Source organism: Paenibacillus macerans (assembly GCF_900454495.1).
Classification (GTDB): domain Bacteria; phylum Bacillota; class Bacilli; order Paenibacillales; family Paenibacillaceae; genus Fontibacillus; species Fontibacillus macerans.
The window spans coordinates 1,986,132-2,009,374 of the sequence record NZ_UGSI01000002.1 but is presented as its reverse complement, the minus strand read 5'-3'; the positions used below and the strand labels follow the sequence as shown (position 1 = coordinate 2,009,374).

At 47.3% G+C, this 23,243-nt stretch carries 16 protein-coding genes and 4 pseudogenes; 5 read left to right on the top strand and 15 right to left on the bottom strand.

Annotated features, from left to right (window positions below):
- Positions 1–186 precede the first annotated feature (186 nt).
- Complete coding sequence (locus DYE26_RS32215; protein WP_036620892.1) at positions 187–2,451, bottom strand: helix-turn-helix domain-containing protein; 2,265 nt, start codon at positions 2,449–2,451, stop codon at positions 187–189.
- Between the two features lie 537 nt (positions 2,452–2,988).
- The gene (locus DYE26_RS32210; protein ID WP_115311370.1) at positions 2,989–3,903 is read right to left on the bottom strand and encodes a transposase; all 915 of its coding nucleotides are present in this window, start codon (positions 3,901–3,903) and stop codon (positions 2,989–2,991) included.
- 387 nt (positions 3,904–4,290) lie between these two features.
- Between DYE26_RS32210 and DYE26_RS35045 the strand changes: the two are divergent.
- A pseudogene (locus DYE26_RS35045) lies at positions 4,291–4,432 on the top strand (IS4 family transposase); the annotation flags it as partial.
- 49 nt (positions 4,433–4,481) lie between these two features.
- Here DYE26_RS35045 and DYE26_RS32205 read toward each other — a convergent pair.
- The 8 genes and pseudogenes from DYE26_RS32205 to DYE26_RS32170 form a co-directional block, all read right to left on the bottom strand.
- Positions 4,482–6,155: a hypothetical protein gene (locus DYE26_RS32205; RefSeq protein ID WP_036620888.1), complete on the bottom strand. Its 1,674-nt coding sequence runs from the start codon at positions 6,153–6,155 to the stop codon at positions 4,482–4,484.
- A gap of 268 nt (positions 6,156–6,423) precedes the next feature.
- On the bottom strand, positions 6,424–7,113 hold the full coding sequence (locus tag DYE26_RS32200; protein ID WP_036620885.1) for a Crp/Fnr family transcriptional regulator: 690 nt from the start codon (positions 7,111–7,113) through the stop codon (positions 6,424–6,426).
- A gap of 146 nt (positions 7,114–7,259) precedes the next feature.
- A complete protein-coding gene (gene arcC, locus DYE26_RS32195; protein WP_036620883.1) occupies positions 7,260–8,222 on the bottom strand; it encodes a carbamate kinase in 963 nt (320 codons plus the stop codon).
- Positions 8,223–8,259: 37 nt separating this feature from the next.
- Positions 8,260–9,675, bottom strand: a complete 1,416-nt coding sequence (gene arcD, locus DYE26_RS32190; protein ID WP_036620880.1) for an arginine-ornithine antiporter — start codon at positions 9,673–9,675, stop codon at positions 8,260–8,262.
- Positions 9,668–10,641: pseudogene (gene argF / locus DYE26_RS32185) on the bottom strand (ornithine carbamoyltransferase). Before argF ends, arcD begins: the two are co-directional and overlap by 8 nt.
- Before the next feature lie 24 nt (positions 10,642–10,665).
- Positions 10,666–11,898: an arginine deiminase gene (arcA, locus tag DYE26_RS32180; RefSeq protein WP_036620878.1), complete on the bottom strand. Its 1,233-nt coding sequence runs from the start codon at positions 11,896–11,898 to the stop codon at positions 10,666–10,668.
- Between the two features lie 294 nt (positions 11,899–12,192).
- Positions 12,193–12,645 (bottom strand): arginine repressor, encoded by a 453-nt coding sequence (argR, locus tag DYE26_RS32175; protein WP_036620875.1) that lies wholly within the window; start codon positions 12,643–12,645, stop codon positions 12,193–12,195.
- A 164-nt stretch (positions 12,646–12,809) separates the two neighbouring features.
- On the bottom strand, positions 12,810–13,622 hold the full coding sequence (locus DYE26_RS32170; protein WP_036620873.1) for an alpha/beta hydrolase: 813 nt from the start codon (positions 13,620–13,622) through the stop codon (positions 12,810–12,812).
- Positions 13,623–13,794: 172 nt separating this feature from the next.
- Here DYE26_RS32170 and DYE26_RS32165 point away from each other — a divergent pair, with 172 nt between their 5' ends.
- Positions 13,795–14,484: a 4'-phosphopantetheinyl transferase family protein gene (locus DYE26_RS32165; protein ID WP_036620872.1), complete on the top strand. Its 690-nt coding sequence runs from the start codon at positions 13,795–13,797 to the stop codon at positions 14,482–14,484.
- Positions 14,485–14,551: 67 nt separating this feature from the next.
- Here the strand turns inward: DYE26_RS32165 and DYE26_RS32160 are convergent, their stop codons facing one another.
- Complete coding sequence (locus DYE26_RS32160) at positions 14,552–15,721, bottom strand: MFS transporter (RefSeq protein WP_036620870.1); 1,170 nt, start codon at positions 15,719–15,721, stop codon at positions 14,552–14,554.
- Positions 15,722–16,297: 576 nt separating this feature from the next.
- Between DYE26_RS32160 and DYE26_RS32155 the strand changes: the two genes are divergently transcribed.
- Both DYE26_RS32155 and DYE26_RS33715 read left to right on the top strand, forming a co-directional pair.
- Positions 16,298–17,179 (top strand): AraC family transcriptional regulator, encoded by an 882-nt coding sequence (locus tag DYE26_RS32155; protein ID WP_036620868.1) that lies wholly within the window; start codon positions 16,298–16,300, stop codon positions 17,177–17,179.
- A gap of 108 nt (positions 17,180–17,287) precedes the next feature.
- Entirely contained in the window at positions 17,288–17,446 is a 159-nt protein-coding gene (locus DYE26_RS33715) for a hypothetical protein (protein WP_164815274.1), read from the top strand.
- Positions 17,447–18,242: 796 nt separating this feature from the next.
- Here DYE26_RS33715 and DYE26_RS33710 read toward each other — a convergent pair.
- Entirely contained in the window at positions 18,243–18,395 is a 153-nt protein-coding gene (locus tag DYE26_RS33710) for a hypothetical protein (RefSeq protein WP_164815275.1), read from the bottom strand.
- Between the two features lie 899 nt (positions 18,396–19,294).
- On the opposite strand from DYE26_RS33710, the gene DYE26_RS32145 reads away from it, so the two are divergent.
- Positions 19,295–20,587 (top strand): glycoside hydrolase family 27 protein, encoded by a 1,293-nt coding sequence (locus DYE26_RS32145; protein ID WP_036620865.1) that lies wholly within the window; start codon positions 19,295–19,297, stop codon positions 20,585–20,587.
- Between the two features lie 35 nt (positions 20,588–20,622).
- On the opposite strand, the pseudogene DYE26_RS32140 reads toward DYE26_RS32145, so the two are convergent.
- From DYE26_RS32140 to DYE26_RS32130, 3 genes and pseudogenes are all read right to left on the bottom strand, one after another.
- Positions 20,623–21,398, bottom strand: a pseudogene (locus DYE26_RS32140) (ArsR/SmtB family transcription factor).
- A 667-nt stretch (positions 21,399–22,065) separates the two neighbouring features.
- Positions 22,066–22,245, bottom strand: a complete 180-nt coding sequence (locus tag DYE26_RS34755; RefSeq protein ID WP_164815276.1) for a hypothetical protein — start codon at positions 22,243–22,245, stop codon at positions 22,066–22,068.
- A 132-nt stretch (positions 22,246–22,377) separates the two neighbouring features.
- Positions 22,378–22,810 (bottom strand): annotated as a pseudogene (locus DYE26_RS32130) (sigma-70 family RNA polymerase sigma factor); the annotation flags it as partial.
- Positions 22,811–23,243: the final 433 nt, after the last annotated feature.

Genomic DNA, 23,243 nt, shown 5'->3' with positions numbered 1-23,243 from the left:
TAATATCCCGGACGGACTGTCTATGATTGCGTTTTCATTTTTTTTGCCGATGCAGCCCTCTGCGGAATGACCAAAGTATGCCATGGCCTTCGATGAAGCGGCAATAAACTAGTTTCAAAACGATAAACCCTCGCGGGGATATCCAATATTTGCAAAAACAAAGCGTAATCGTGCAATAAACATTTTTCATGAATCCCAGGAATGGCGGGGCTTTTCGGGTCTCAGCCGCAATTTTCTGTAATCCCCCGGCGTTACGCCGACGATTCGTTTAAAAACGCGCCCGAACGTAATCGAGTTGGCATAACCCACACGAATGGAAATATTCTGAATCGTCTCATTGGTTTCGGCCAGCAGTTCCTGTGCCCGCTCCATCCGCAGTTTGACGATAAAATCAACGAATTTCAGGTTGAATTCTTCCTTAAACAAATAGCTGGCGTACTTCGCCGAAATGTGAAAACGGTCGCTCAAATGTTTCAAAGACAAATCGGGATTTTCAAAGTTCTCCTCAATATAAGACTTTAGTTCGCCCACCAGCGCGCGATGATTTTTGGTTTCACTGTGCGCAACATACATGCGGTACATTTCGGTCAAATGTTCGGAATAGTGAGCTTTTAATTCCTCGAGAGACCCCGTCATTTCAGCGGCTTTCAACTGGACGGCGGCTTCCGGGCCCTTGAAGCGGCGATACAGATCGTCGGAAATGGAGGACAGCTCATATCCCAGCATATCCATCATAATTTGCAGCACCATTCCGATATCCTCATCCTTCAAGCAATCCTTCGCCACCTGCGCGAACAACTTGTCCAGACAGATACGCCATTCGCTGTTCAAACGTCTGAATTCCCTTACAAGCTCGGAACTGATCAACACATATTCGTACCATTTGCGGTCGCCGGCTTCCGGCAAATCATCGCTCATCATGACCGCTTCCTTGCCCAGCGACAATTTATGCTGCAGGACATCGACCGCCGCTTGATAGGATCGCCCGATCTGTTTCCAATTCCGCTCCACATCTCCGACGCAAAATAGCAAGGAAAAGCGCAGATGCTGCTCTACCCATTCCCTTCCCTTGTCCGCGAACGCTCTAATTTGCTCCAGCGCGGAAGAGCAGCGTTCGCCCACGCCGACGATCATGCCCATTTTTTCCTCGGCAATCCATTCCGCCCAGCCATACATGCCGTCGATTTGCGCCAGCTCCTGCAAGACGTTCGTCAGCGCAAATTTCAGGGTATGCTGATCCCGTTCGGAGAACGTGCTGCGGAACTCCTCAAAGTTGCGGATCTCTACCACCACGAAAGCCAACTGCAGATCTTCCCCTTCGGGAAGCACTCCCAGCCTCTTCAAACGGTCATCCAGCATGTCAAGCTTTTCTCCCCGCATCATGTCATAAAACAACTGGCGCCGCCTCACCAGCAGGTTTTCGCGCTGCTGCTTCTCGAAGTCGGCCGCCTGCCGAATCAGATTTTCCAGCGTTTGATCGATCATGGACAACTCGTCCATGTTCAGCCCAAACTCATTCTCGCGCTGCCGCAGCGATGCAATCCGGCTCATCATCGCCCGGATCGGCTTATAATTTTTTCGCGTAATCAAAATGATATACAGCAGGGCGAAAGCAACCGTTAAAATGCCAATAACGACCCAAATATAAGAAATAAAGGATACCCACGTAAACAGCTGTCCGGCGGCGATTCCGCTTTCGAACCGCCAGCCGAGCATCTCCGACTCGATCCGGTTGACGACCTTGCTGCTCTTATCGCCTTCCTCGGACGGACCAGCGGAACGCGTGGTGAACAGCAGCTCGCCGGACACATCGCGAACATCCAGGAACGAGACCTCATTGCTGTTCATCGAGCGGATCATTTGCCCGACCGCGTACATATCGATATTGATCACGACAAGACCGTCGTTTCCAAAAGGCAGGGGCTCTCTTTTATAGATGGAAATAACCCGTTTATTCTGATCCGAACTGAACTCCCGGTAACTTCTGGCCGGCGACCAGCTGCGGGTATCAAGGTTCGCCAGCGCCTGTTCGAGGAAAGGGCGGTCGGCAAAGGTGTCCCAATCCACAAGCCCGCTGCGCGTCAGCACTTTTCGATCCTCATCACGGTAGATATAGATTGAATCGATCAAGCTGTCGCTAGCGGCAAGCTCGCGCATGCTGCCCGCCACATCAAGGACGATCTGGCTATCCCGCTCCGTCAGCCCGACATTCAGGAAATCCTCGTACCGTTTGTTTTTTTCGATTTCCCCGAGGACATCCATCTCAATGCCTTTAAGCGAGCTGGTAAGCCGGCCCACCATGTAATCCGTCGTGATCCGGTCGGCCTTGACCGTCTGCTTATACGAAATGTCGCTGATCACAATGACGAAGATGAAAAACAAAACGGCCACCGTTATTAAAAAGATAGGAAAATACGATAACAGCATACGTCGGTACCAGTTTCCTCTCATTTCACCACCCCCATTGGTGCACATTTTCCTTTTTTTACAGAGAAAACGCTTACTTTATTGTAAAAGAGCATTTTTAACGAAGTCAATGAAAATGGAAAAGGTTAGCCGACTTGCCAGTCAAGTCGAAAAGCGGTCGCGGCAAGAAACATAGAGGGGCGTTGAAAGCTTGAGGATAGGGAAGTGGGGTGGGCGGCAGAATTAACACTAGCTGTCCGGAGACTTTGCACGATTATCCCGTTTGATCAGGTTACAGCGAGAAAGACAAGCTCAAGAGAAAAAATATTTGGTGGAGAAGCAGATAGGTTCGAGATAATTTAGACAGACATAGGAGAAGAAATCAGGTTTAGAGGAGGTGAAACAGACCGGACAAGAGATCAAGACAGGAGATTAAGGGCAAGACGCGAGGGAAACGAAAAGACCGTGATTTAAATTTAGCCTGAACCCTTCCGTCTGCAGCAACGCCCGACACTGTTCATGCTAACCCACATCAATCAAATTGATCCGCATTAAGCTAACCCTTCCGTTCCAGGTCCACGATCAGGCCGCAGCCGCAAGGGGCTGGTTCGGTTGGCGCGCGATCAGCTTACGGTAAGGGATCGTCGGAATCGCCACACACATCTGCAGCAACTTCTGCCGCATCGTTTCTTCCGCTCCGGGCAGTCCTCCGGGCAGGCGCAACCGGCGGCGTCCGGTGTATTCGTTCAGGTACGCCTGCAGATGTTTCAGTCCCAAGGCTCCATACGTACTCTTCAGCGATTCCCACGCCTCTCTCACCACTTTCCGCAAGGGCGCATACAGCCGAAAGGCCTGAGGGAACAACTGTACCGCCGATGTACGGACATCCACATGCCCGCTAATAAACGCGGTTAGATCGTGACGGTTTGCCCTCTTTTCGCCTCCCCGCTTATGCGGCACCAGGCGGATTTTAACCTGCTCCGGCTCGCCCGACTCCGTGACCGTGCAGCCGGCTACGACCGCCGAGGCGTACGGATGCGTAAGCTGACACCGGGACGGATTACGCCCATACTGATCGCTGTTCACCTTCACGTCTCCAGAGAGCAGCTCCCGGGCATCGAACTCCCCCACGGCATGGCGTATTTTGTGCAGCAGCGACCAAGCGGTCTTGTAGGTGACCCGGATCACCTTGCTCAGCCGCAGCGCCGAGATGCCGCCCGGGAGCAGGAATAAATCCAGGGCCTCGAACCACTTGAGCAAGGGCAGATGCGTTCCTTCAAAAATCGTGCCGACCAATGGCGATGTTTGATGCTTGCACTTTCCGCACTCGAACAAGGGGATATGCCGGGAAGTTAGACGGCTGCACCGGGTGTGAGCGCAGCGCGGGCAGACAAAGCCGCTTGGCCACTTCATCGCGATCAACGCCTCCATGCAGTCCTGCTCGCTGTTAAAACGGCTGCTGAATGGTTGAAGTTCCGTTCCCGTATTGACTTCCATATCCGCTCGCCCCCGAATCAAGAATGTACGAACATAGGTTCTATTTATTTCATTATATCAAACATACGTTCCCTCATCAAGTCAAAAATCTACCTGAACCGCCTCATTTTTTCCCCTCTCTTTTTCCTCTCTCTTTTTTGGAACCCTTGCTCTATCCTCCTTCCCCTGTTCCCTGAACGAAAGGAATAATCGTGCAAAGGCAGGCAGCAGGCAACAGGCAGGAACATCAAAACACGAACCCTTTAGACAGTCCCTTCAGACAGCCAGCTCCCTCACCTGGCATCGATTTGTGACACTACTCGAAACGGCTACGATGCAAAAGGTAGATACGCTGACTCCGCCGGATCGTGACGCCGCTACAGCGTTGACGCTTCCATGCTTCTATAGTTGCTCAACTTGATCAACAAAGCAGCCCAAAAAGCCGGAAAGACACTGTACGCCTCTGATTCAGCGTCAACTCCGGCAATGGATTGCTGTTTTACCCAACTACATCAAGGCACGTCTGCCGATGTTTTGCTGCGAAAGTTAAGTTAATGATAAATAATTATGAAATCGGCAGGAGCGGTATGCGCTGGCGATCAATCTCCGGACTGCAGTTCAAGCTTGAAGTCCATATGCTTGCCCGTAAATCCCGGGCGATAAGGATAAACAATCTCCACGCAGCCGTCCCGTTCCCGGACGAGCGGCTCCGGAGCGTTCGCCTCGACACGGATCGACAGCCCCGGGAACACCCATTTCGCAGGCGTAATTCCCGCGGCAAATACCTTCGGCCCGCACACCTCGAAGCAGACTTCGAGCGCTTTGCCGGTCTCAAGCGTTACGGCTGCGGTCAACTTGCCCCGCGACGCTTCCGCATCCACGAAATAACCGCGCAAATGCGTATTCCAGCCGCCTTCCGGCTCCCTGCGGATTAACCGCAAATAATAGCGGCCGCCTGAGTCGTTTTGCCAATGTATCGTCGCCGGATGCAACTGGCCGTTGGTGTTCCGGCTTCCCGTTAGCGCCCCGATCATTAGATTCCGCTCAATCCAAGCCGTCGCCGTACACACGAACCGGTTCTCTCCCGGCTGATCCCGTTCGCACAGCTCGCGGAACCGTTTGGTGACCAGGCGGTCCTCCTTATGGGCCAGCAGCATCGGCTTCACATGTTCCGGGACGCCCGCGCCGACGAGCGCAATCATCGGATCATGGCCCGTCTCGCAGTTGACGCCCGCCAAATGCTTGAAGCTCTCGCCAAACGCCAAATAAAGAAACACGCCCAGCGAGCTGTGAGCGGTCATCTCCATCTCGTAAGCCCTGGCATAGGGGCCGGCCATATTTTCAAGATGCGGGTTGTAAAACAAGGCAATGTTTTCCCAAAGGCCTTGCTCCAACGTATGGCCCATCGCTCTAATATTCACCGTCCGGGCATATTTCCGAATCATTCCGAGAACGGTGAGATCGACGCCGTAATAAGTCGTAGAGTTGAATTCCGCAACCGTGCCGAATTCCGCAAAGGCTTCCAGGAATCTCGCGGCTTCCCGGTCGGCATGCCGGATCCAGGCCTCATTGCCGTAGCGGCAGCCGTAATAATGGACGATGAAAAGATGCATCAGCTCGATATTCGTGTTCATCGGAACCGCGTCCGACAGCCGGCGGTCGATGGAGCCGGCGACAGCCTTTTTCATCGCTTCGTCCATGCGGCCGGCCAGTTCCCCCGGAAGCTCCTGCTCGAAATGCTCCAGAATAACCGCAAAGGCGCTGGCAATAAATTCTCTCCAGTTCGGATCATAGGTTTGCCAAACCGTAGGAATCACCTGACGGGCGGCCTTCGCGAAAGCCTCCTCGACCCGCCGCTTCCCCTGCCTGTCCCCGGCGCCAAGCTCATCCGCCAGCTTATCGGAAATCGCCTCCAGCGTGCGGGTCATGTAATACGCAAAGCCCGGACCGAAGCTTTTCCACGGAAAGCCGCCGGCTGGAGGCTCCGCCGCTTCCGGCGAGGTTTTGAAAGTGCCGTGGTAAACTTCATCCGGACGGTCAAGCTGCAACTCCAGCACTTTGTTCAAAACGGCACAGGCTCTTTCCAGGTCTCCAGCGCCGTTCCTGATCAGCAGGCCTACGGCATAATGGGCGCTGCCGCGGGTGGAATGCCGCTTGCCCTCGCCATCCTCCACGTTCCACAGCATGTGCATCTCTTCATCATAATGGCTGTCCATCTCCGCCATAGCCTGCCGCACTAAAAACAACTGCTCCGCCGTCAATTGATCCAGCATGCCTGCCTCTCCTTCCAGCGACGAAAAAACTCGCCTTTTTAGCCTCACTATAAGTCCCTCAAAGTCGTGCCGCTGTCAACCGCATTAGATGGAATGCCCAAATTATGTCACGGCCTTCCCGCCGGCGCAATAAACAAAATTCCGATCGATAAACCTGAAGCTCCATCCTGCGTCACCCTGTACAAACAAACCGCATTCGTGCAATAATCCATTCGCCATTTCTTTTGCAAAATAAAAAAAGCCGCAACCAAGCGGCTTCTCCGTATTTTCATATCGAGATTTTCTCGAAATAAGCGGGGTCATGTATTATAATTTTTTTACCTGATACGGTGATAATATGATCTTTCTTTAACTGATTTAACACGCAGCTAACCGTTTCTCGTGACGTTCCGGATATTTTGGAGATTTCGATGGTGGTCAGTGGACACGAAATGACAATCTCTTCACCGTTTTGTTCCCCCAAATCCTGTCTTAAATAATTAAGTGACTGAATTACCCGATCCTGTGCATTAGGTGTTGTAATATATTGAACACGATGTTCATGAAGTTTTAAGATCAAAGAAAACTGCTGAACCACAAATATTAATTGCTTTTGATTGGCCTTCAACATATCTTCAAAAATCGCCGCTGGAATATAATACACATCTACATCTGTCAAAGCTTCTGCCGAGTAAGTATATCTTTTATCCGTAAACATACCGCCGTAAGGAAAAATTGAATATCGTTTCACATAGTCCTCATAGAGTAAGTTTCCACTTTGATTGACCCGCTCCAACTTTACAAAGCCATCTAACATCAGGTAAATGCGTTCCCTTGAATCCCCTTCCAAAAATAAAAATTGACCCTTCTTATAAGTTCGCCAATAGACAAACTCCGTTAAGCTTTGCAATTTTTTTTCAGATAAATCAGCAAACAAGTCAAACTGTTTTAAATTTTCTATTACATTCCTTTTATTCATAAATACACCTCTCTTGTTGCGTAATGGAATTAAGTTGAATTTTATCATAGACCCGAATTAATCAATGAAACAAGCAGGCCGAATTCGGGAGCAAATAGGACCCAAATTCGACCATTTTGATTAAAAGTAGTATTTTTATATCTTATTTATGCATGCACAGGTCCCTTTTGTTTAGAAATAACCGTACCCGTTTTTCCTTCCAACGCTTCATTGACCTTGTCTAGAGAGGTAATAATAGCTTTTCGTTCTGAATTTGCATTCACGAAATTGATGGCAGCTTCAATTTTAGGAAGCATGCTTCCCGCCGCAAAATGCTGTTCTTTTACATATCCTTCTAATTCATCAACGGTTACAGACTCTAACCTTTTTTGATTTGGCTTATTGAAATTCACATACACAAAATCCACTGCCGTTAAAATGACAAGCGTATCGGCCTCTACTAATTCTGCTAATTTCTGAGCGGCGAAGTCTTTATCAATCACCGCTTCGGTCCCCGTTAATCCTTCTTTACCATGAATGACCGGATTTCCGCCGCCGCCCACAGCAATGACGATATTCCCGGCCTTTACCAAAGAATCGATCACTTTATATTCAAGAATGCTTACAGGCGTTGGCGACGGTACAACCCGTCTCCATCCTCTTCCTGCGTCTTCTTTAAATACTACTTTGGTTTCCTTCATTAAGTCTCTTGCTTCATCCTCTGTATAAAAAGGCCCGATTGGTTTTGTGGGATTGTTAAAGGCTTCGTCTTTTTCATCGACGACCACTCGCGTTACGATGGTTACCACATCTTTATTTATATTTTGTTTTCTTAATACTTTTGCAATCGCATTTCCCATCCAATAGCCGATCATGCCTTGGCTCATCGCACCGCAAGTATCCAACGGCATGGCGGGCGTTTTTTCCGATTCGGCCGCCTTTTGCTGCAATAAAATATTCCCCACTTGCGGACCGTTCCCATGGACAAATACGACATCCACATCATTTTCTATAATTTTTACAAGTTGTTCCGCCGTTTTTTCCAATGCTTCTTGCTGTGCCTTTGCCGTAGCATTACCGGATTGTATCGCATTTCCGCCTAGTGCCACTACAATTTTTCTTCGTGTCATATTTCAACCCTCCAATAGTTTTTCATTTCCAAAAACTTCAAATCGTAATGTTCCCCGTAACTAATTCATAGATGGTGAATATTGCTAAAGCGGCAATAGCAACGGATAAGATCAGTTCCGCCCGAGTAAAGATCCGCTTTGGTTTACTTTTCTTTTGCAGCTTATAATAGATGAAAATGCCTGGTGCATATAAGGTCATGGCCAATAACAAGTAATCCAGCCCAGCCGCATAAACCAACCAAATTCCATAAATACTTGCGACTATACCAATGATTATATTGATGGTTCGGTCTTTTTCTTTGGATCGCAAGCTATACTTCAATTGATAGAACGCCGAAAACGCATAGGGAATTAAAATGGCTGAGGATGCTAGAGAAAACGCAAAATTATACGCTTGATCCGAAATCATGAAAGTTAATAAAAACAGTTGAATTAAACCATTGGTAATCCATAATGAATTTACAGGAGCTTTGTTTTTATTCTCTTTCGCAAACCACTTTGGAAATACACTATCTTTAGCGGCTAGATAGGGAATTTCAGATGCAAGTAAAGTCCAGCCTAGCCAAGCGCCTGAGGCGGAAACAACCAAACCCAGGTTAATAAATGCAGCGCCCCATTTTCCAACAACACTTTCAAATAAATAGGCCATAGCCGGATTTTTTAACTGGGCAATATCCGCTTGCTGCATCAGCCCGAGAGATAATAATGTAATCAATACGTAAATAATAAGTGTGCCTATCAATCCAATGACGGTCGCTTTCCCGACATCACGTTTATTTTTGGCGCGGCCGGATAAGACAACAGCCCCTTCAACACCAGTAAATACCCAGAGAGTTACAAGCATGGTGCTTTTAACTTGGCTGCCTACCGCCCCCCAAGCAAAAGTACCGCCTTGTCCCCAAAATCCGTCTATGAATATATCGATTCGAAAAGCAAAGATTCCCACAATAATAAACACAAACACAGGTACTAATTTCGCGATTGTAGTTACTAAGTTGATAAGCGCCGCCGATTGTACGCCTCGTAAAATCAGCAGGTGAACACACCAGAGCAATATGCTCGCCCCAATAATCGAGGCTATATTTTGCCCCCCATCAAAAATGGGAAAAAAATACCCCAACGCACTAAATAATAAGGTCGCGTAAGCTACATTGCCAAGCCAAGCGGCTACCCAATACCCCCATGCGCTGTTAAATCCCATAAAGTTTCCAAACCCGGCTTTGGCGTAGCTAAAAATACCGCCATCCAAATCCGGTCTTTTGTTAGTTAAATTCTGAAAGGATAATCCAAGCGCAATCATGCCGATTCCTGTGATAATCCATCCGATAATCATCGCTCCGGCGCCGGCTTCTTTGGCCATATCGCTTGCCAGGTTAAACGCTCCGCCGCCGATCATCGAACCGACAACTAGAGCCGTTAGTGTAAATAATCCTAATTTGTTATCTTCACCCATTGCGCTCACTTCCCAAAGTAGCCGCTAAAACCGCTTTAATGGTGTGCATTCTATTTTCCGCTTGATCGAATACTTTGGAATGCTTGCTGCGGAATATCTCATCGGTGACTTCCATTTCTCTTAATCCATGTTTTTCGTAAATTTCTTTGCCATACGCGGTTTCCAGATCATGAAAGGCAGGCAAACAATGCAAGAAAATCACATCGCTATTCCCCGTTTCTTTAATCATTTGCCTATTTACTTGATAAGGGGAAAGCAGTTCAATACGCTCGGCAAATTTATCTTCTTCCCCCATAGATACCCAAACATCCGTGTAGATTACATCCGCGCCGAAAGCGGCCTCTTCAATGCTGCTGGTTACCATGACCCGGTCGCTGAATTTTTTGGCCAAATAAACGACTTCTTGTGCCGGCCATAATGTTTTTGGCGCACAAATCCGAACTTCCATGCCAACGATTGAACCGCCGACCAATAAGCTGTTGGCCACATTGTTCCGGCCATCGCCAACATATGTTCCCGGATGGTTAACAAATCCGCGAGCGTTTGGGTAGGATGCCACAGATCCGTTAGACCGTTCCATACCGGTACACCCGAGTGCTGAGCTAATGATTCCACTGTTTTATGGGCAAAGCCGCGGAACTCGATGCCGTCAAACATCCGGCCTAACACTTTCGCCGTGTCTTCTACGGATTCTTTTTTACCGAGCTGGATATCGCCTTTCCCCAAATATTCGGGATGCGCGCCTAAATCCGTACAAGCTACTGTAAAGGCACACCGGGTGCGAGTAGAAGTTTTTTCAAATAAAAGAGCTATATTTTTTCCTTCCAAATAACGATGGGGAATACCGTTTTTCTTTTTCTCTTTTAAATCCGCCGCTAAATCCAGGAGATACAACAATTCCTCTTCCGTAAAATCGATCTCCGCCAGAAAACTTCTGCCTTTTAAGCTTGAACTCAAGGTTCCCATATCTATCCCTGCTTTCTCCATAATTTAAATATCTTTGCGAACGATTGGCATGCTCATGCAACGCGGACCCCCACGGCCACGGGATAATTCCGAGCTCAATATTTCAATGACCTCGATGCCGTGTTCACGCAATAAAGCGTTTGATACATAGTTGCGGTCATACGTAACAACTACCCCCGGCGCAATGGCCAGTGTATTGGATCCGTCATTCCATTGTTCGCGAGCCGAGGCGATTTCATCTCCTCCTCCGCAAGGAATGAGAACCAAATCCTTTAAGCCCAATACCTCTTTTAGCGATTCTATTAAAGAAGTGTGGCGGGTAATTTTAAGCGTTTCTTCATCCGGACCTTGCTCCAAAACATAAATATTCATATTCCCTTGCGGTCCCTGGATCGCCGGATGAATGGTAAATTTATCATAATCAACCATCGTAAATACGGTGTCCAAATGCATAAATGCCCGGCATTTTGGGATTTCTATGGCCAGCACTCGCTTGAACTTTTCTTGGCGGCTAAATAGATTTAGGGCTAATCGTTCGATGGCTTTAGCTGAAGTGCGGGCAGACACGCCAATGGCAATCGTTTCTTCATTCAAAATGAGCTCATCGCCGCCTTCAATGGGAAATTGATAGTTGCGATCCAGCCAAACCGGCACATGATGACCGGCAAATCTCGGGTGATGATTGATAATGTACTCCATAAACAATGATTCACGTCTGCGCGCGGTTTCTCTCATTTTATTAATCGTTAATCCGTCGCCAATAACCGCTGCGGGATCACGGGTAAAATACAAATTCGGCATGGGAACCAAATAAAACGGGGAATGATCCTCCATAAATTCATAGAGTTGCATTTTCTTGCTCGTTTCAATTTCGTTTTTCCGTACCCCGCTCATTATTTTTTGAACTAAATCTTCATTGGCGAAGGAAAGTAAATATTCTTTTAAAATTTGCTGTGAAACATCTCCTTCAGCCCTTGCTTCCTCTAAAACACGGTCAACAAATTCTTCTCTCAATTTCTTATCCGCCAACGCCTCAGCCGCGAGTTTTTCCAAATAAAGAACTTCAATTCCCCGATTGCGTAATGTTTGGGCAAAATAATCATGTTCTTTTTGAATCACCGGCAAATAGGGGATATCGTCAAATAATAACGGCTGTAAATAATCCGGCGTTAAGTTTTCCAATTCCTGCCCAGGACGTTTTAATAATACCGTTTGTAATTCCCCAATTTCCGAAGCAACATGCATGGGATGCTCCATTTGCTGTACCTCCTTTGTATGCTTTGATGTTTACAAGGACATCATAAAGGGTCCATGCTTTCCGCCTCGTGAAAACGCCAGCATATTAGTCGTGAAATATTGCACAATTTTATTTTTAAAATCATAAAAATCTGTATTTTTATAAAGGATTTTTTCCATTTTTTTGCGAAACCTATTTTATACTGCGCATATATGATGAATAACAAGAAAAAGAGCGAAGGAATGCCCGCTTCAGGCAGCCTACGCTCTTTTCAAGCAATCTCGTATTCTCAATTGACCATCTACCAGCTGATTTTATCTAAAAATCAAATTAAATCTTTCTTCTAAAATCTTTCGCTCCGATCGGTTCCGGGAAATGACAAGACAGGTATCATTCCCGCATATGCAACCCGCCATTTCTTTCCAATTTAGATCATCCAATAAAACACCGATAACATGCGCATTGCCAGGCAACGTTTTAATAATCGTTAATTGATCAACATAATCAATCCTTACAACAACTTCTTGCAACTTCCTCTTTAACTTCAAATCCGTTTGCAAAGCCATTTCTGAAGAAGCATGATATATCATAAGTCCTTTCGGAGAAGCTATTTTGATTAAATTCAGCTCACGGATATCCCGTGAAATCGTAGCTTGCGTTACCATCACATCTTGTTCTGCCAACAATTCTACCAACTTCTCTTGGGTTTCTATTTCATATTCGCTCACCAATTGCTTAATTAATCTTTGTCTTTTTTCTTTTTTCATAGAAAGGCACTCCTTTTTATATTTATAGCATTATCACAATCTTGCTCTAATTTTCTATTATTTGCTATTAAGAGGGATACAGAAATTCCACATCATACCTTGTCCCGAACTAAAAAAAGGCTGCCATGTTCTTACACATGGCAACCTCCGGGAAACATAACCGTTTAATATTCAAATGCAAACTGCCGGCCCAGCCACTCCAGGCATAACGGAAACCAGGTGGCCAGATGGTCGTCGGGATCGCCTACCTCCGTGCTGCACATCGACATCCCGTGTCTGCCGTTTTGGTAGAGATGGCATTCGAAAGGCACGCCGGCTCGCCGCAGCGCTGAAGCGAACAGCATGGAATTTTCCACCGGCACGGCAGCGTCCTCCACTGTATGCCACAAGAAGGCGGGAGGCGTTGAGGCGGTTACATATTTCTCCAGCGAAAACGACGCTTCTCGTTCTGCATCACTCCATCCGGGACCCAGACGTTCAATGGAACCCCGGTGCGCAAATTCGCCCGCCGTAATAACCGGATAACACAGCACCATCGCATCCGGCCGGCCTTGTTCGCCTTTGCCGCCAGTGGCTTCCTGCAGCTTGGCATGGTCCCATAAGGTCCCCGACGAAGCCGCCACATACCCGCCTGCCGAAAAACCGCAAACGGCGATCTTGTTGGGGATAATGCCCCACTCCGCGGCGTTTTCCCTGATTTTCCCGATCGCTCGAGAGATGTCTATGACCGGCCGCAGCTCGCTCGCATTCTCGCGAATGGAATAATACAGCGTAAACACATGATACCCTTTGGCAAAAAAAGCCGTAGCCGGCGGGTCCGCTTCCCGCGGCGAAAGCATCTCAAAGCCGCCGCCGGGGCAGATCACCACGCAGGGCCGCTCCAAACGGTTGCCCATGCTTTCTTTTTCGATATCGTGCAAATAACCGACCAGTCTGGCCCCGCTACTGGAATTCGGGTTCAAGTTAACGATCCTCATTTTTTGCCGCCCCCATCTCGAAATTTATTCATAGTCTATTATACTAAGCTCAGCGGGATTTGTTAGGAAGAATGTAACAGGGTAATTTCATTGCCTTCCTTATCCGTCCCGATATCTCATTATTTGTTTAGGTTTATCCTAAATAATGGTATAATCTTCATGAAATTAACTAATGGTGGTGTTCTATATAGTCTTAGTTACTGCAATAAAAGTACCGAAATACATCGAACCTGATACATATTCTTTATTTCTTAGTAACGTTGAAGAAAAAAAGAAGGAAAGAATTAACCGTTTTTATAAAATCGAAGATTCTTATCGTTCCCTCTTGGGCGATGCTTTAATTAGACATAAAATCAAACAATTCACCGGTATTCACAATCATCAATTGAAGATAGATTTGAACAGCTATGGCAAACCCTATATTGATCCTTCTTTGGGTATACACTTTAACATAACACATTCCGGGGAGTGGGTTGTCGCAGCATTCGGAGAAAAAAACGTTGGAATAGATATAGAAGAAATTAAACCTATCAACTTCGAAATTGCCAAAAAATGTTTTTCACCCAGGGAATTTGCCGACTTAACAACTTTGACTGATATAGATGAAAAACGATCATATTTTTACGATTTGTGGACTTTAAAAGAAAGTTATATTAAAACAATTGGAAGGGGGCTATCGATCCCCCTTAATTCGTTCAGTATTTTCATGAACTCTTATAAGGAAATATTTATTGATGGAGCGGAGGACACCGTGTTTTTTAAGCAGTATAGTCTTGACTGCTCCTATAAACTCTCGGTATGTTCTTATCTCAACGAATTTACTAATACCATAGAACAATGTACAATTTACGATTTAATATAGTCTTCGTCATACAGAACTCTGAAATGAAATTGATCCCCTGTATTTCTGCAGGGGATTTTGCTTCCGTTCAGGAATGGCCCGGCTTTATTAAGTTGTCTTGATGGGTAGCATTCGGGTCTTTGGGAAGCGCAACGAGCACCAACGGAATCAATGCGGTCATCCCTGCCACGAACGCGATATAAGGGACAACATGGCCGAAGGAATCAAATAAAAAGCCCCCCAGCGCGGGTCCGACAATCATGCCGATATTGGAGCCTGTGGAATATTTGCCGTAGGCATCGCCAATGTTATGCTCGGAAATGCTCTTCATAAACATTGCATCCAGCGAGAACTCCAGCATGGAAAATGAAAGGATAAAGACCGTCCAAAACAAGGCGAATATGCTCAGCCTGGAGGAAAACAGAAGGGCGGCAACCGATATGCCGGACATCACGGTTGATATAACAATTGCCTTGCGGTAACCCATCCGATCGCCAAGTTTGCCCAGATAAGTACCCGAAAATGAAGATACCAGCAAGGGGACCAAGAAGGTAATGGCGATCTCTTCAATGTCTGCTTCAAACACATCTTGCAGGTAAGGAATCAACAAAACGATAATCATGCTGGAGATCAGCCGGAACAGTACATTCACCGTCCAGACTTTGCGTTTCTCGGTTGATAAAACAACACTTTGCGGATTCATCATTCGCTTTGGCTCTTCCTGTCTTAAAGTAAGTGCATAAAGAAACGCCAACAAGGCGGCTGCTCCGCAAGCTGCGAACAACACCTTCCATCCCTGCAGCAATTCGTAGTTGCTTAATATGTAGAAGCTTAATCCGACGCCGATGAACCCGCCAAGATTGCGGTTGCTGTTAAAGCGCCCCAGTTGTTGTGCTAAATTCGTATTGGCATCGGCGATAAGCCCGAAGACGGAAAGGGTCAGCAGAATGTTTGCGATGCCGTTCAACACTCTTGCGGTCAGCAAAAACGTTAATTGATCAGCCATAGCAAATGTAAAATAAGCTGCGACAAAAAACAAGAAGGACGCAATAAAGATGGAGCGTCGGCTATATTTATCCGACACTATGCCAAGCACAAGCCGCATAATCAATTGGACGAGCGAGAACACGGAAACCAAAAGGGTAAATTGAAATGTAGTATATCCGAGTTCCTCAGTATACAGCGGCAACAAAACATCAAAAAAGATAAAGGGTAAGGATATCATTAAAACCGGGATCGCTAGTTTTTTATACGGCATTTCCCCACCTCACTTCATAACCTTGCTGTCAACTTCTGATTAAAACAAATAAACGATCACCTGATCATTTTGGGCAATACCGACTTCATGAAGACGGCTTGCAATGAATTCTACCTTATAGACCAGCTGCAGATATGTGATTGATTTCTCAGCTAATATCGATCAGGGTGATTTCATTGCCTTCTTTATCCGTTCAATACAGCGGGCCGCATACGTAGCCAGCTCCGTCCCTTTACCCGTCCTGAAGCCCTCGATCTTCAAAGATTTCTGTGAATCTTATGCTTTTGCTTATGTTTAAATCCATCAGGTTCCTAGCAAGAATACCGGTTAAGTCGTATGATTAGTTACATACGGGTCTCACACTAAGGAACCTTCACTACAAGAGGTAGTTCAAAAAGTCATCTTTTGATCACGAAGCAGGTTAGAAGGTGATCTCGACGTCGAATCTTGAATTCAGCCGGGCCTTCCGTTGCTCACGTAGGTTCGCCTACGCTCCGCTACTCAGTCCCTAGCTTCATCCAAACTTCTCGGTGCTGAAAAGCCGACTTTTTGAACTTTCACTATAAGGAGGCATTTATGGACATCCCCAAAGGCACCTACGGTTTTCGGTTCGCGGAAGATAAGGAGCTCCAGTTATGCAGATTATTTGCGGCGGGCTGTGATTCTATCACCACGCCTTCTTATCGTTGGGACGGACTGGAGCGGACCGATGGACCTCTCCTGCTGTTCCAATACACCCTTTCCGGCGAAGGCGTATATGAGTCGGGGAACCGGACTTACCGCGTCACCGCCGGACAGGCTTTTCTCGCCGAAATTCCAGGACCCCATCGCTATTATTATCCCCCGGAATCTCAAGAGCCTTGGGATTTTCTGTTCCTGCTGTTCCGGCCCGAGCTGATATTGCCCCATTGGCGCAAATTCCTGCGCGAGGCGGGAGAGGTTCCGCAGCTGCCGGCAGACTGTGCGCCAGTCCGGCTATTGCGAATGATGGTGGCCGATGCCGCAGCGGGCAGAATCACCGATCCCTTGATCGCATCGTCCTGTGTCTACCAGTTCATGACGGAACTTGCCAGGATGCAGGTCGCAACGCTGCGGGACAGGGAGAACTGGCCGGAGAACGTAAGGCGCGCGGCCGAATTTATCGAGCTCAACTATTCGCGGATGATCAGCATCGATCAGCTTTCCGAGCATGTCTCCCTGTCCAAATACCATTTGATCCGCCGCTTTTCGGCCAGCACCGGCCTGACGCCCGGCGCTTACTTAACCCGCGTCCGCACCGAGAAAGCCATGGAGCTGCTGCGGGGAACCGGCCTCAGCATTGAGGCGATAGCCGAGCGGATCGGCTACTCCAGCGGAAGTTATTTTATCAAAGCGTTCCGCAGCTTGACGGGGCTTACTCCGGGAGAATTCCGCAACGGGAGCGAAAGCCTTGCTTACCGAAAGTTGTTCTTCGATTAACCACAATATTGTACTATCAAGCTTTTAAGATTACTATAGATATCGCTAATCTCCTTTATTATGATGAACATGGCAAGAGCAATAATTAATCAGTAAAGGAGCTTAACAATGGATCATAAGCTTGTAGCGCCTACTCCGCCGCTGGGCTGGAACAGTTGGGACTGCTACGGCGCGGCCGTAACGGAAGACGATGAAATCGTGAGAAATCCGGTTCGTGCGGAAACGTGCCAAAGAAAGCAACTCTGTAGTACGAGTGAGCGAGTATAAACGCCTCACCGGCGCTAAATGAGTGGCCCTTCTTCAGACTATCCTCTGCGGTTGCCTCAACCTTAATTGCCTCCTTCTCGAACTCATTCTTCCAACTGGTGATGGAATTCGAATCAATCTGCCGAGCGAGTTTGAATAGCTCCCCCTGTGAGACGCCCCCCAGAGAACATGCAACCACTGGAAAATGAAATCGATGTCGTCACGTTCGAAGAATACCTTGTGCTTCTAACGAGCAGCGACCTTTGTGTCTTGCAACAACAAACGTATTAAACAAGCTAACAAGCATAAGCCCATACTGTACCAAACTCATGCCTTTAAGGCAGACTAACCTGTACTGTCTAACTTTTTGGGGTCACATCGCAAAGCAGGTTGTTTTTGTTTTTCATGCTCCTCATATTCAACTGGCTAAAACCACTTAATATAAAAATGTCATGAACGTTCATGACATTTTTATATTAAGTGGTTTCTCCCTTTCTAAGAATATTATGGTAAAATGTTGATGAAGATAAGAAAGTACATGTTCCACAAAATGATTTTGCGTGGAGAACAATGAAAAACTGCCATATACTTCATGACAACTTTAAGTTGATAATATCTCCTTTATCTCAGAACATTGTGTTAAAATGGTAAAAAGAGAGCATGTATATAGGGAGGTTTAAAGTATGTTCCGTCGTGACAAAAAATATTGGATTCTTGTCCTTCCATTTCTGGTAATTGCAGCAATACTAGCTTTTAGTTTACCCCCAAAATTAAGACCGCTATCACCACTAGTTATATTAGTATTTTGGGCAGTATATTACATTTGGATGTATTTCGAAAAAAAAATAAATCGAACAAAAAACAATAAAGCGTATGCACTATGATTAGCGATATTAGCAATAGGCAAAAAACCACTGATTCCAAGGGTTAAAGAAAGCACAACAGCCGTACCTCTAATTGCTTTTAACATTTTTCAACCTCTTTTCAATTGGATATTTTTCACAAAATCCTACTTCCACTCTCTCTATCTTTCTTTTCATAGACCTTGTCTTAAAGTGTACCAGTAGCTCACAGAATTTCCCAAACCCTAAAAATGGCTGTTTTCAGCCAAAATCCAGTATTTCCCTTAAAAGAACGTTATCTCCTAAATACTTGAAATTACGCCCAAAAAGCCCTTTTATGCCCAATCAATGAAAGGGGAGATCTTCCATTTTCGCAAGAATTCTTGAGAAAACTCCCACATCCTTGAAATTCGATACTAGATGTTCCGTATTTCAAAGAAAATTCCACATGGAGATTCTTGCTCATGATTAACGCTCTTATCTGTACAATGCCTATTATGCTTGACGGTAGTTGGTTAATCTCTTCTGTTGAGTACACTAGCGTTACTGTGGTCTATAAACCAAATTAACCTTTCCATGAATGTCTCGGTCACAGGCTATGATGAAAATCTCGTCTCATCCTTAATTCATGCTTATATTTTTCGGAACATTCTGAGGATCGCAGGTCCACCTAACAGTAGGGAAAATTACCCACTGTGAAGTTTCTCCCTCCGACACCGAGAAAAACACAAACTTGTGAATATAGTTCCAACGTATCTCATTTCACATGGAATAGACCTAATAAGACCGAGCATGGCGCGGTCTGTTAAAAACACTATATTCTTGTCTTCCCACCGTTCATGCATGACCTAAAGTTCTAATCGCTTGCTTAGTACGAGGTAACTACGTTTTCGGTAGTAACAATTTATTCTTCGATTAACCGCAATATTGTACTATCGGGCTTTCAAAATTACTATAGATATCGCTAATCTCCTTTATTATGATGAACATGGCAAGAGCAATAATTAATCAGTAAAGGAGCTTGGCAATGGATCATAAGCTTGCAGCGCCTACTCCGCCGCTTGGCTGGAACAGTTGGGATTGCTACGGTGCGGCCGTAACGGAAGACGAGATTCGGGGCAATGCGGAATACATGGCGAAGCACCTCAAAGCATTCGGCTGGAGCTACATTACCGTCGATATTCAATGGTACGAGCCCTATGCGAATTCCTCGCAATACCGGCCGTTTGTTCCGCTCGTGATGGATGATTATTCCCGGCTCATGCCTGCCGAAAACCGGTTCCCCTCCGCGGCGGGCGGCCAAGGCTTTAAGCCGTTAGCCGATTATGTACACAGCCTGGGACTGCAATTCGGCATTCATATCATGCGCGGCATTCCTCGCCAGGCAGTTCACGCCCACACTCCAATTCTGGGTACAACCGCGACGGCACGCGATATTGCGCATACGAACTCGATCTGTCCATGGAATACGGACATGTACGGCGTGGATGCCTCGAAGGAAGGGGCCCAGGCCTATTACGATTCTCTCTTTGAACTGTACGCAGCGTGGGGCGTTGACTTGGTGAAGGTGGACGACATCGCGGCTTCCAAGCTGTACGACACCCATCAGCCGGAGATCGCCCTGATCTCCAAGGCGATCGAACGCTGCGGCCGGCCTATGGTGCTGAGCCTGTCTCCCGGCCCCGCTCCGGTGGAATACTCGACCGTTTTTGCCGAGCATGCCAACATGTGGCGAATCACGGACGACTTCTGGGACCAGTGGCCGCTCCTGCTGGATATGTTCGACCGTTGCCGGGCTTGGCAGGGCGTACCAGAGGCAGGCTCCTGGCCGGACTGCGACATGCTGCCGCTCGGCCACATCGGCATTCGTTCGGTCGATGGCGGGGGTTCGGACCGCTGGACCCGGTTCACGCGCGACGAGCAGCTGACGATGATGTCGCTCTGGAGCATCTTCCGCTCGCCGCTTATCTTTGGCGGCGAATTGCGGGACTGCGACGACTGGACGCTGTCGCTGCTGACCAACCGCGAGGTGCTGCGCATGCACCGGGAGAGCCGCGGAGCCAAGGAAGCGTTGCGCCAAGGAGATCTCATCGTTTGGACAGCCGAGCATCCCGAAGGCTTCCGCTATGCTGCCGTATTCAACATAGGCGAAAACCCGCTGCCGCTGGACCTCCCTCTGGAGCGGATCGGCCTGACAGGTATTGCCGCAGGCACCGAGCTGTGGAGCGGAGCGCCGGCCGAGCTTACGGCAGACGTGCTGCGGGCCGCTGTGCCGCCGCACGGAGTGCGCCTCTATCGGTTCTATAAGATGCAGCCGTAAAGAAAGATCTCTGCCTCGGGATGAGGCAGAGATCTTTACATCTTTTTATCCTCCTTAAGATACACGCGCACGAGGATGTCCTGATCGTGATTGCCGAATCCCGATCCGTAGAGCGTTAATCCCCCATAGTCCGTACTGGTTCACATTTCGATGCCACCATTCGGGGGTATATTTCCCTCGCGCGGCTCTTCCGAAATCGGCCGGACTTGTCCAGGTGCCAAGGGAGACACCGTTGAAGGTGAATTCAATATCCGAAGGCGAGCCCGGGAGCTTCCGAGGCGATCTCCATTGAAATTTCGATGGCTTCCGCGGTCTGATCGACAAGCAGATAGTTAGGCATTTTGTATTCCACATAGCCCCACCCCAGCCACAGAACGGCGGCGTGGACCCGCTCCGGATCAAGGAAATAACGTGGGTCGTCCCAAACTCCGATTTCTCTCGCGCGCGTCCCGAGGCCACAGGTAGGATGAACCTCAAAAGCGGTGTAATGCCCCACCGAAATGCTCTGCTCTCTGATCTTGGCCGTGCAACCGACGGTCGGCAGCTCGATTTCGACGAATTTTTGTTTGAGGAAACACAATTTGTGCGTCCCTCCGCCTAACCGTACCCGGTGACTTCCAACGGGCCCGGCCTGTTCGAGTTTTCGGATATGCATGGTGACTATCGAAGGGCTCAGTTCTAAACGATCCGCGATATCCTTCACATTCATCTCTTGATCGGCAATGAGACTCATGATTTTCCACCTAACTTCACTGGCCAACGCTTCGTATAACGGTATAAATTTCGGTTCCCCGTTCGCTTTGATGATCATCCTCTGCTCCTATTCGCATCTATTGAATTCACATATATTAATTTATTTATTTTCATACTAACTCTCAAGCCTGATCCATTGTAACGGATCAAACAATAGTGTTTAATTTTCTTAACTACTGAATCACCCTAGATTCATGTATCTGTGAATTCAAGAGAGACGAGAGAGGCGAACCTATGAAATACAATAACCCGGGAGAGCCAGATTCAGCTCGGCACGAGAAAAAAATGCTGACTTCGCCGTCTACGATGAGCTCCTGGACCGGTTAGGGCGCGGTTCGACCTATACGGATGCTTACGGCGGCTATTCCAATGAACGCAATGGCGGTAGGTGTAAAAATATCACGATCCCCGCAAGATTTTCAGAATATTTGAGTTGTGTTTGCTCCTTGCGTTCATACTACTTCCCCTTTCAGAATAAATGCACCAAAAGCGCTAAAAAACAGTCTATAATATTTTTCACAAAAAAAGCAAACAAACCTGAGTTGTCTATTATAAGATTCGCTTCTGCTGCTGGAAGTAAGTTATAGTAGGAGTAGTTAAAAATACATTCCAGGAGGCTGCTGCCATGTCACAGGAAATCAGGATTAACCTACCGGCCAAAGATTGTTATAGGCCAAACAACGATTCTGCTGTTCCCGGATGAAACGTTTGAGAAATTTACAGGTTCAAAAACCGCAGATACTTCCCATTGCGCGGAGGTCATATTCTCCATTGGGGCTGGAAGAAGAGAAGAAGTAGATGACTTTATCCGAAAAGTTGAGGTTGCCGGAGGAAGCATTTTTGGCAAGCCGAGTGAAACGGACGGCTGGATGTATGGCGCTGGATTTGCTGACCTGGACGGTCATCGCTGGAACCTGCTGTACATGGATGAGAGCAAAATGCCGAAACGCTAATATGGAAAGCAAAGGCGATGGATCTCTCCATCGCCTTTGCTTTCCATCCGATTTTGCCTATAGCGTGAAACTCAACTTCCCTTGCTATTTCTTCTTATAGAACTCATGATACAGCTTCATGAGCGCTCTTTTCTCAATCCGTGACACATAACTCCGGCTGATGCCGAGCTCCTTGGCAATTTCGCGCTGCGTCCGCTCCTCGCCCCCGTGCTCCAGGCCGAACCGTCCCTTGATCACTTCCTGCTCGCGTTCATCCAAAATGTCGGGGTTGCGGTAGATCTTGCTCTTCTCCATTTTAAGCTGAACCCGGTCCACGACATCGTCGGCCTCCGTGCCCAGGATATCAATCAGCGTAATTTCGTTTCCTTCCTTATCCGTTCCGATCGTGCAGCGACACGTCCTTTCGGGTTTTCTTCAACGAACGCAAATGCATCAGGATTTAATTTTCGATACAACGGGCCGCGAACGTGGCCAGCTTCGTGCCCTTATTCGGCCGAAAGCTTTCGATCGCCTTAATGAAACGATGGCATTTCTGTGGCGGAGAAAGGCATTCATTAGCCAACCCAAGGCTGATTGCGTAAAGGATTAACAAGTCCCTTAAACATAACTGACTGGGACCACTACCGCAAAATGATTAATTATGAACTCTTAAAAGGTTACCTCAAACGAGCAATTAGCCCAAGATTCCACATGGAATACCTTTCCCAAGTTGATGATATATTTGATAATTGAGAAATATTGATCCCACCGTGATTTTAGTGAATCGTAAACACAAGATTTTCTCTTTTCGCAACTTCTGATATTTCTCAGTAAACAGAAGAGGACACGCACCTCGCCTCGAGTTTAGGATTGTTACTAGCGATTTATCGACGACGATGATTGAGTCACATCGAAGGAAATAACACTAAATTTTCTTAAGAGGGAATCAAATTAAGAGGTAATCTCTAGCA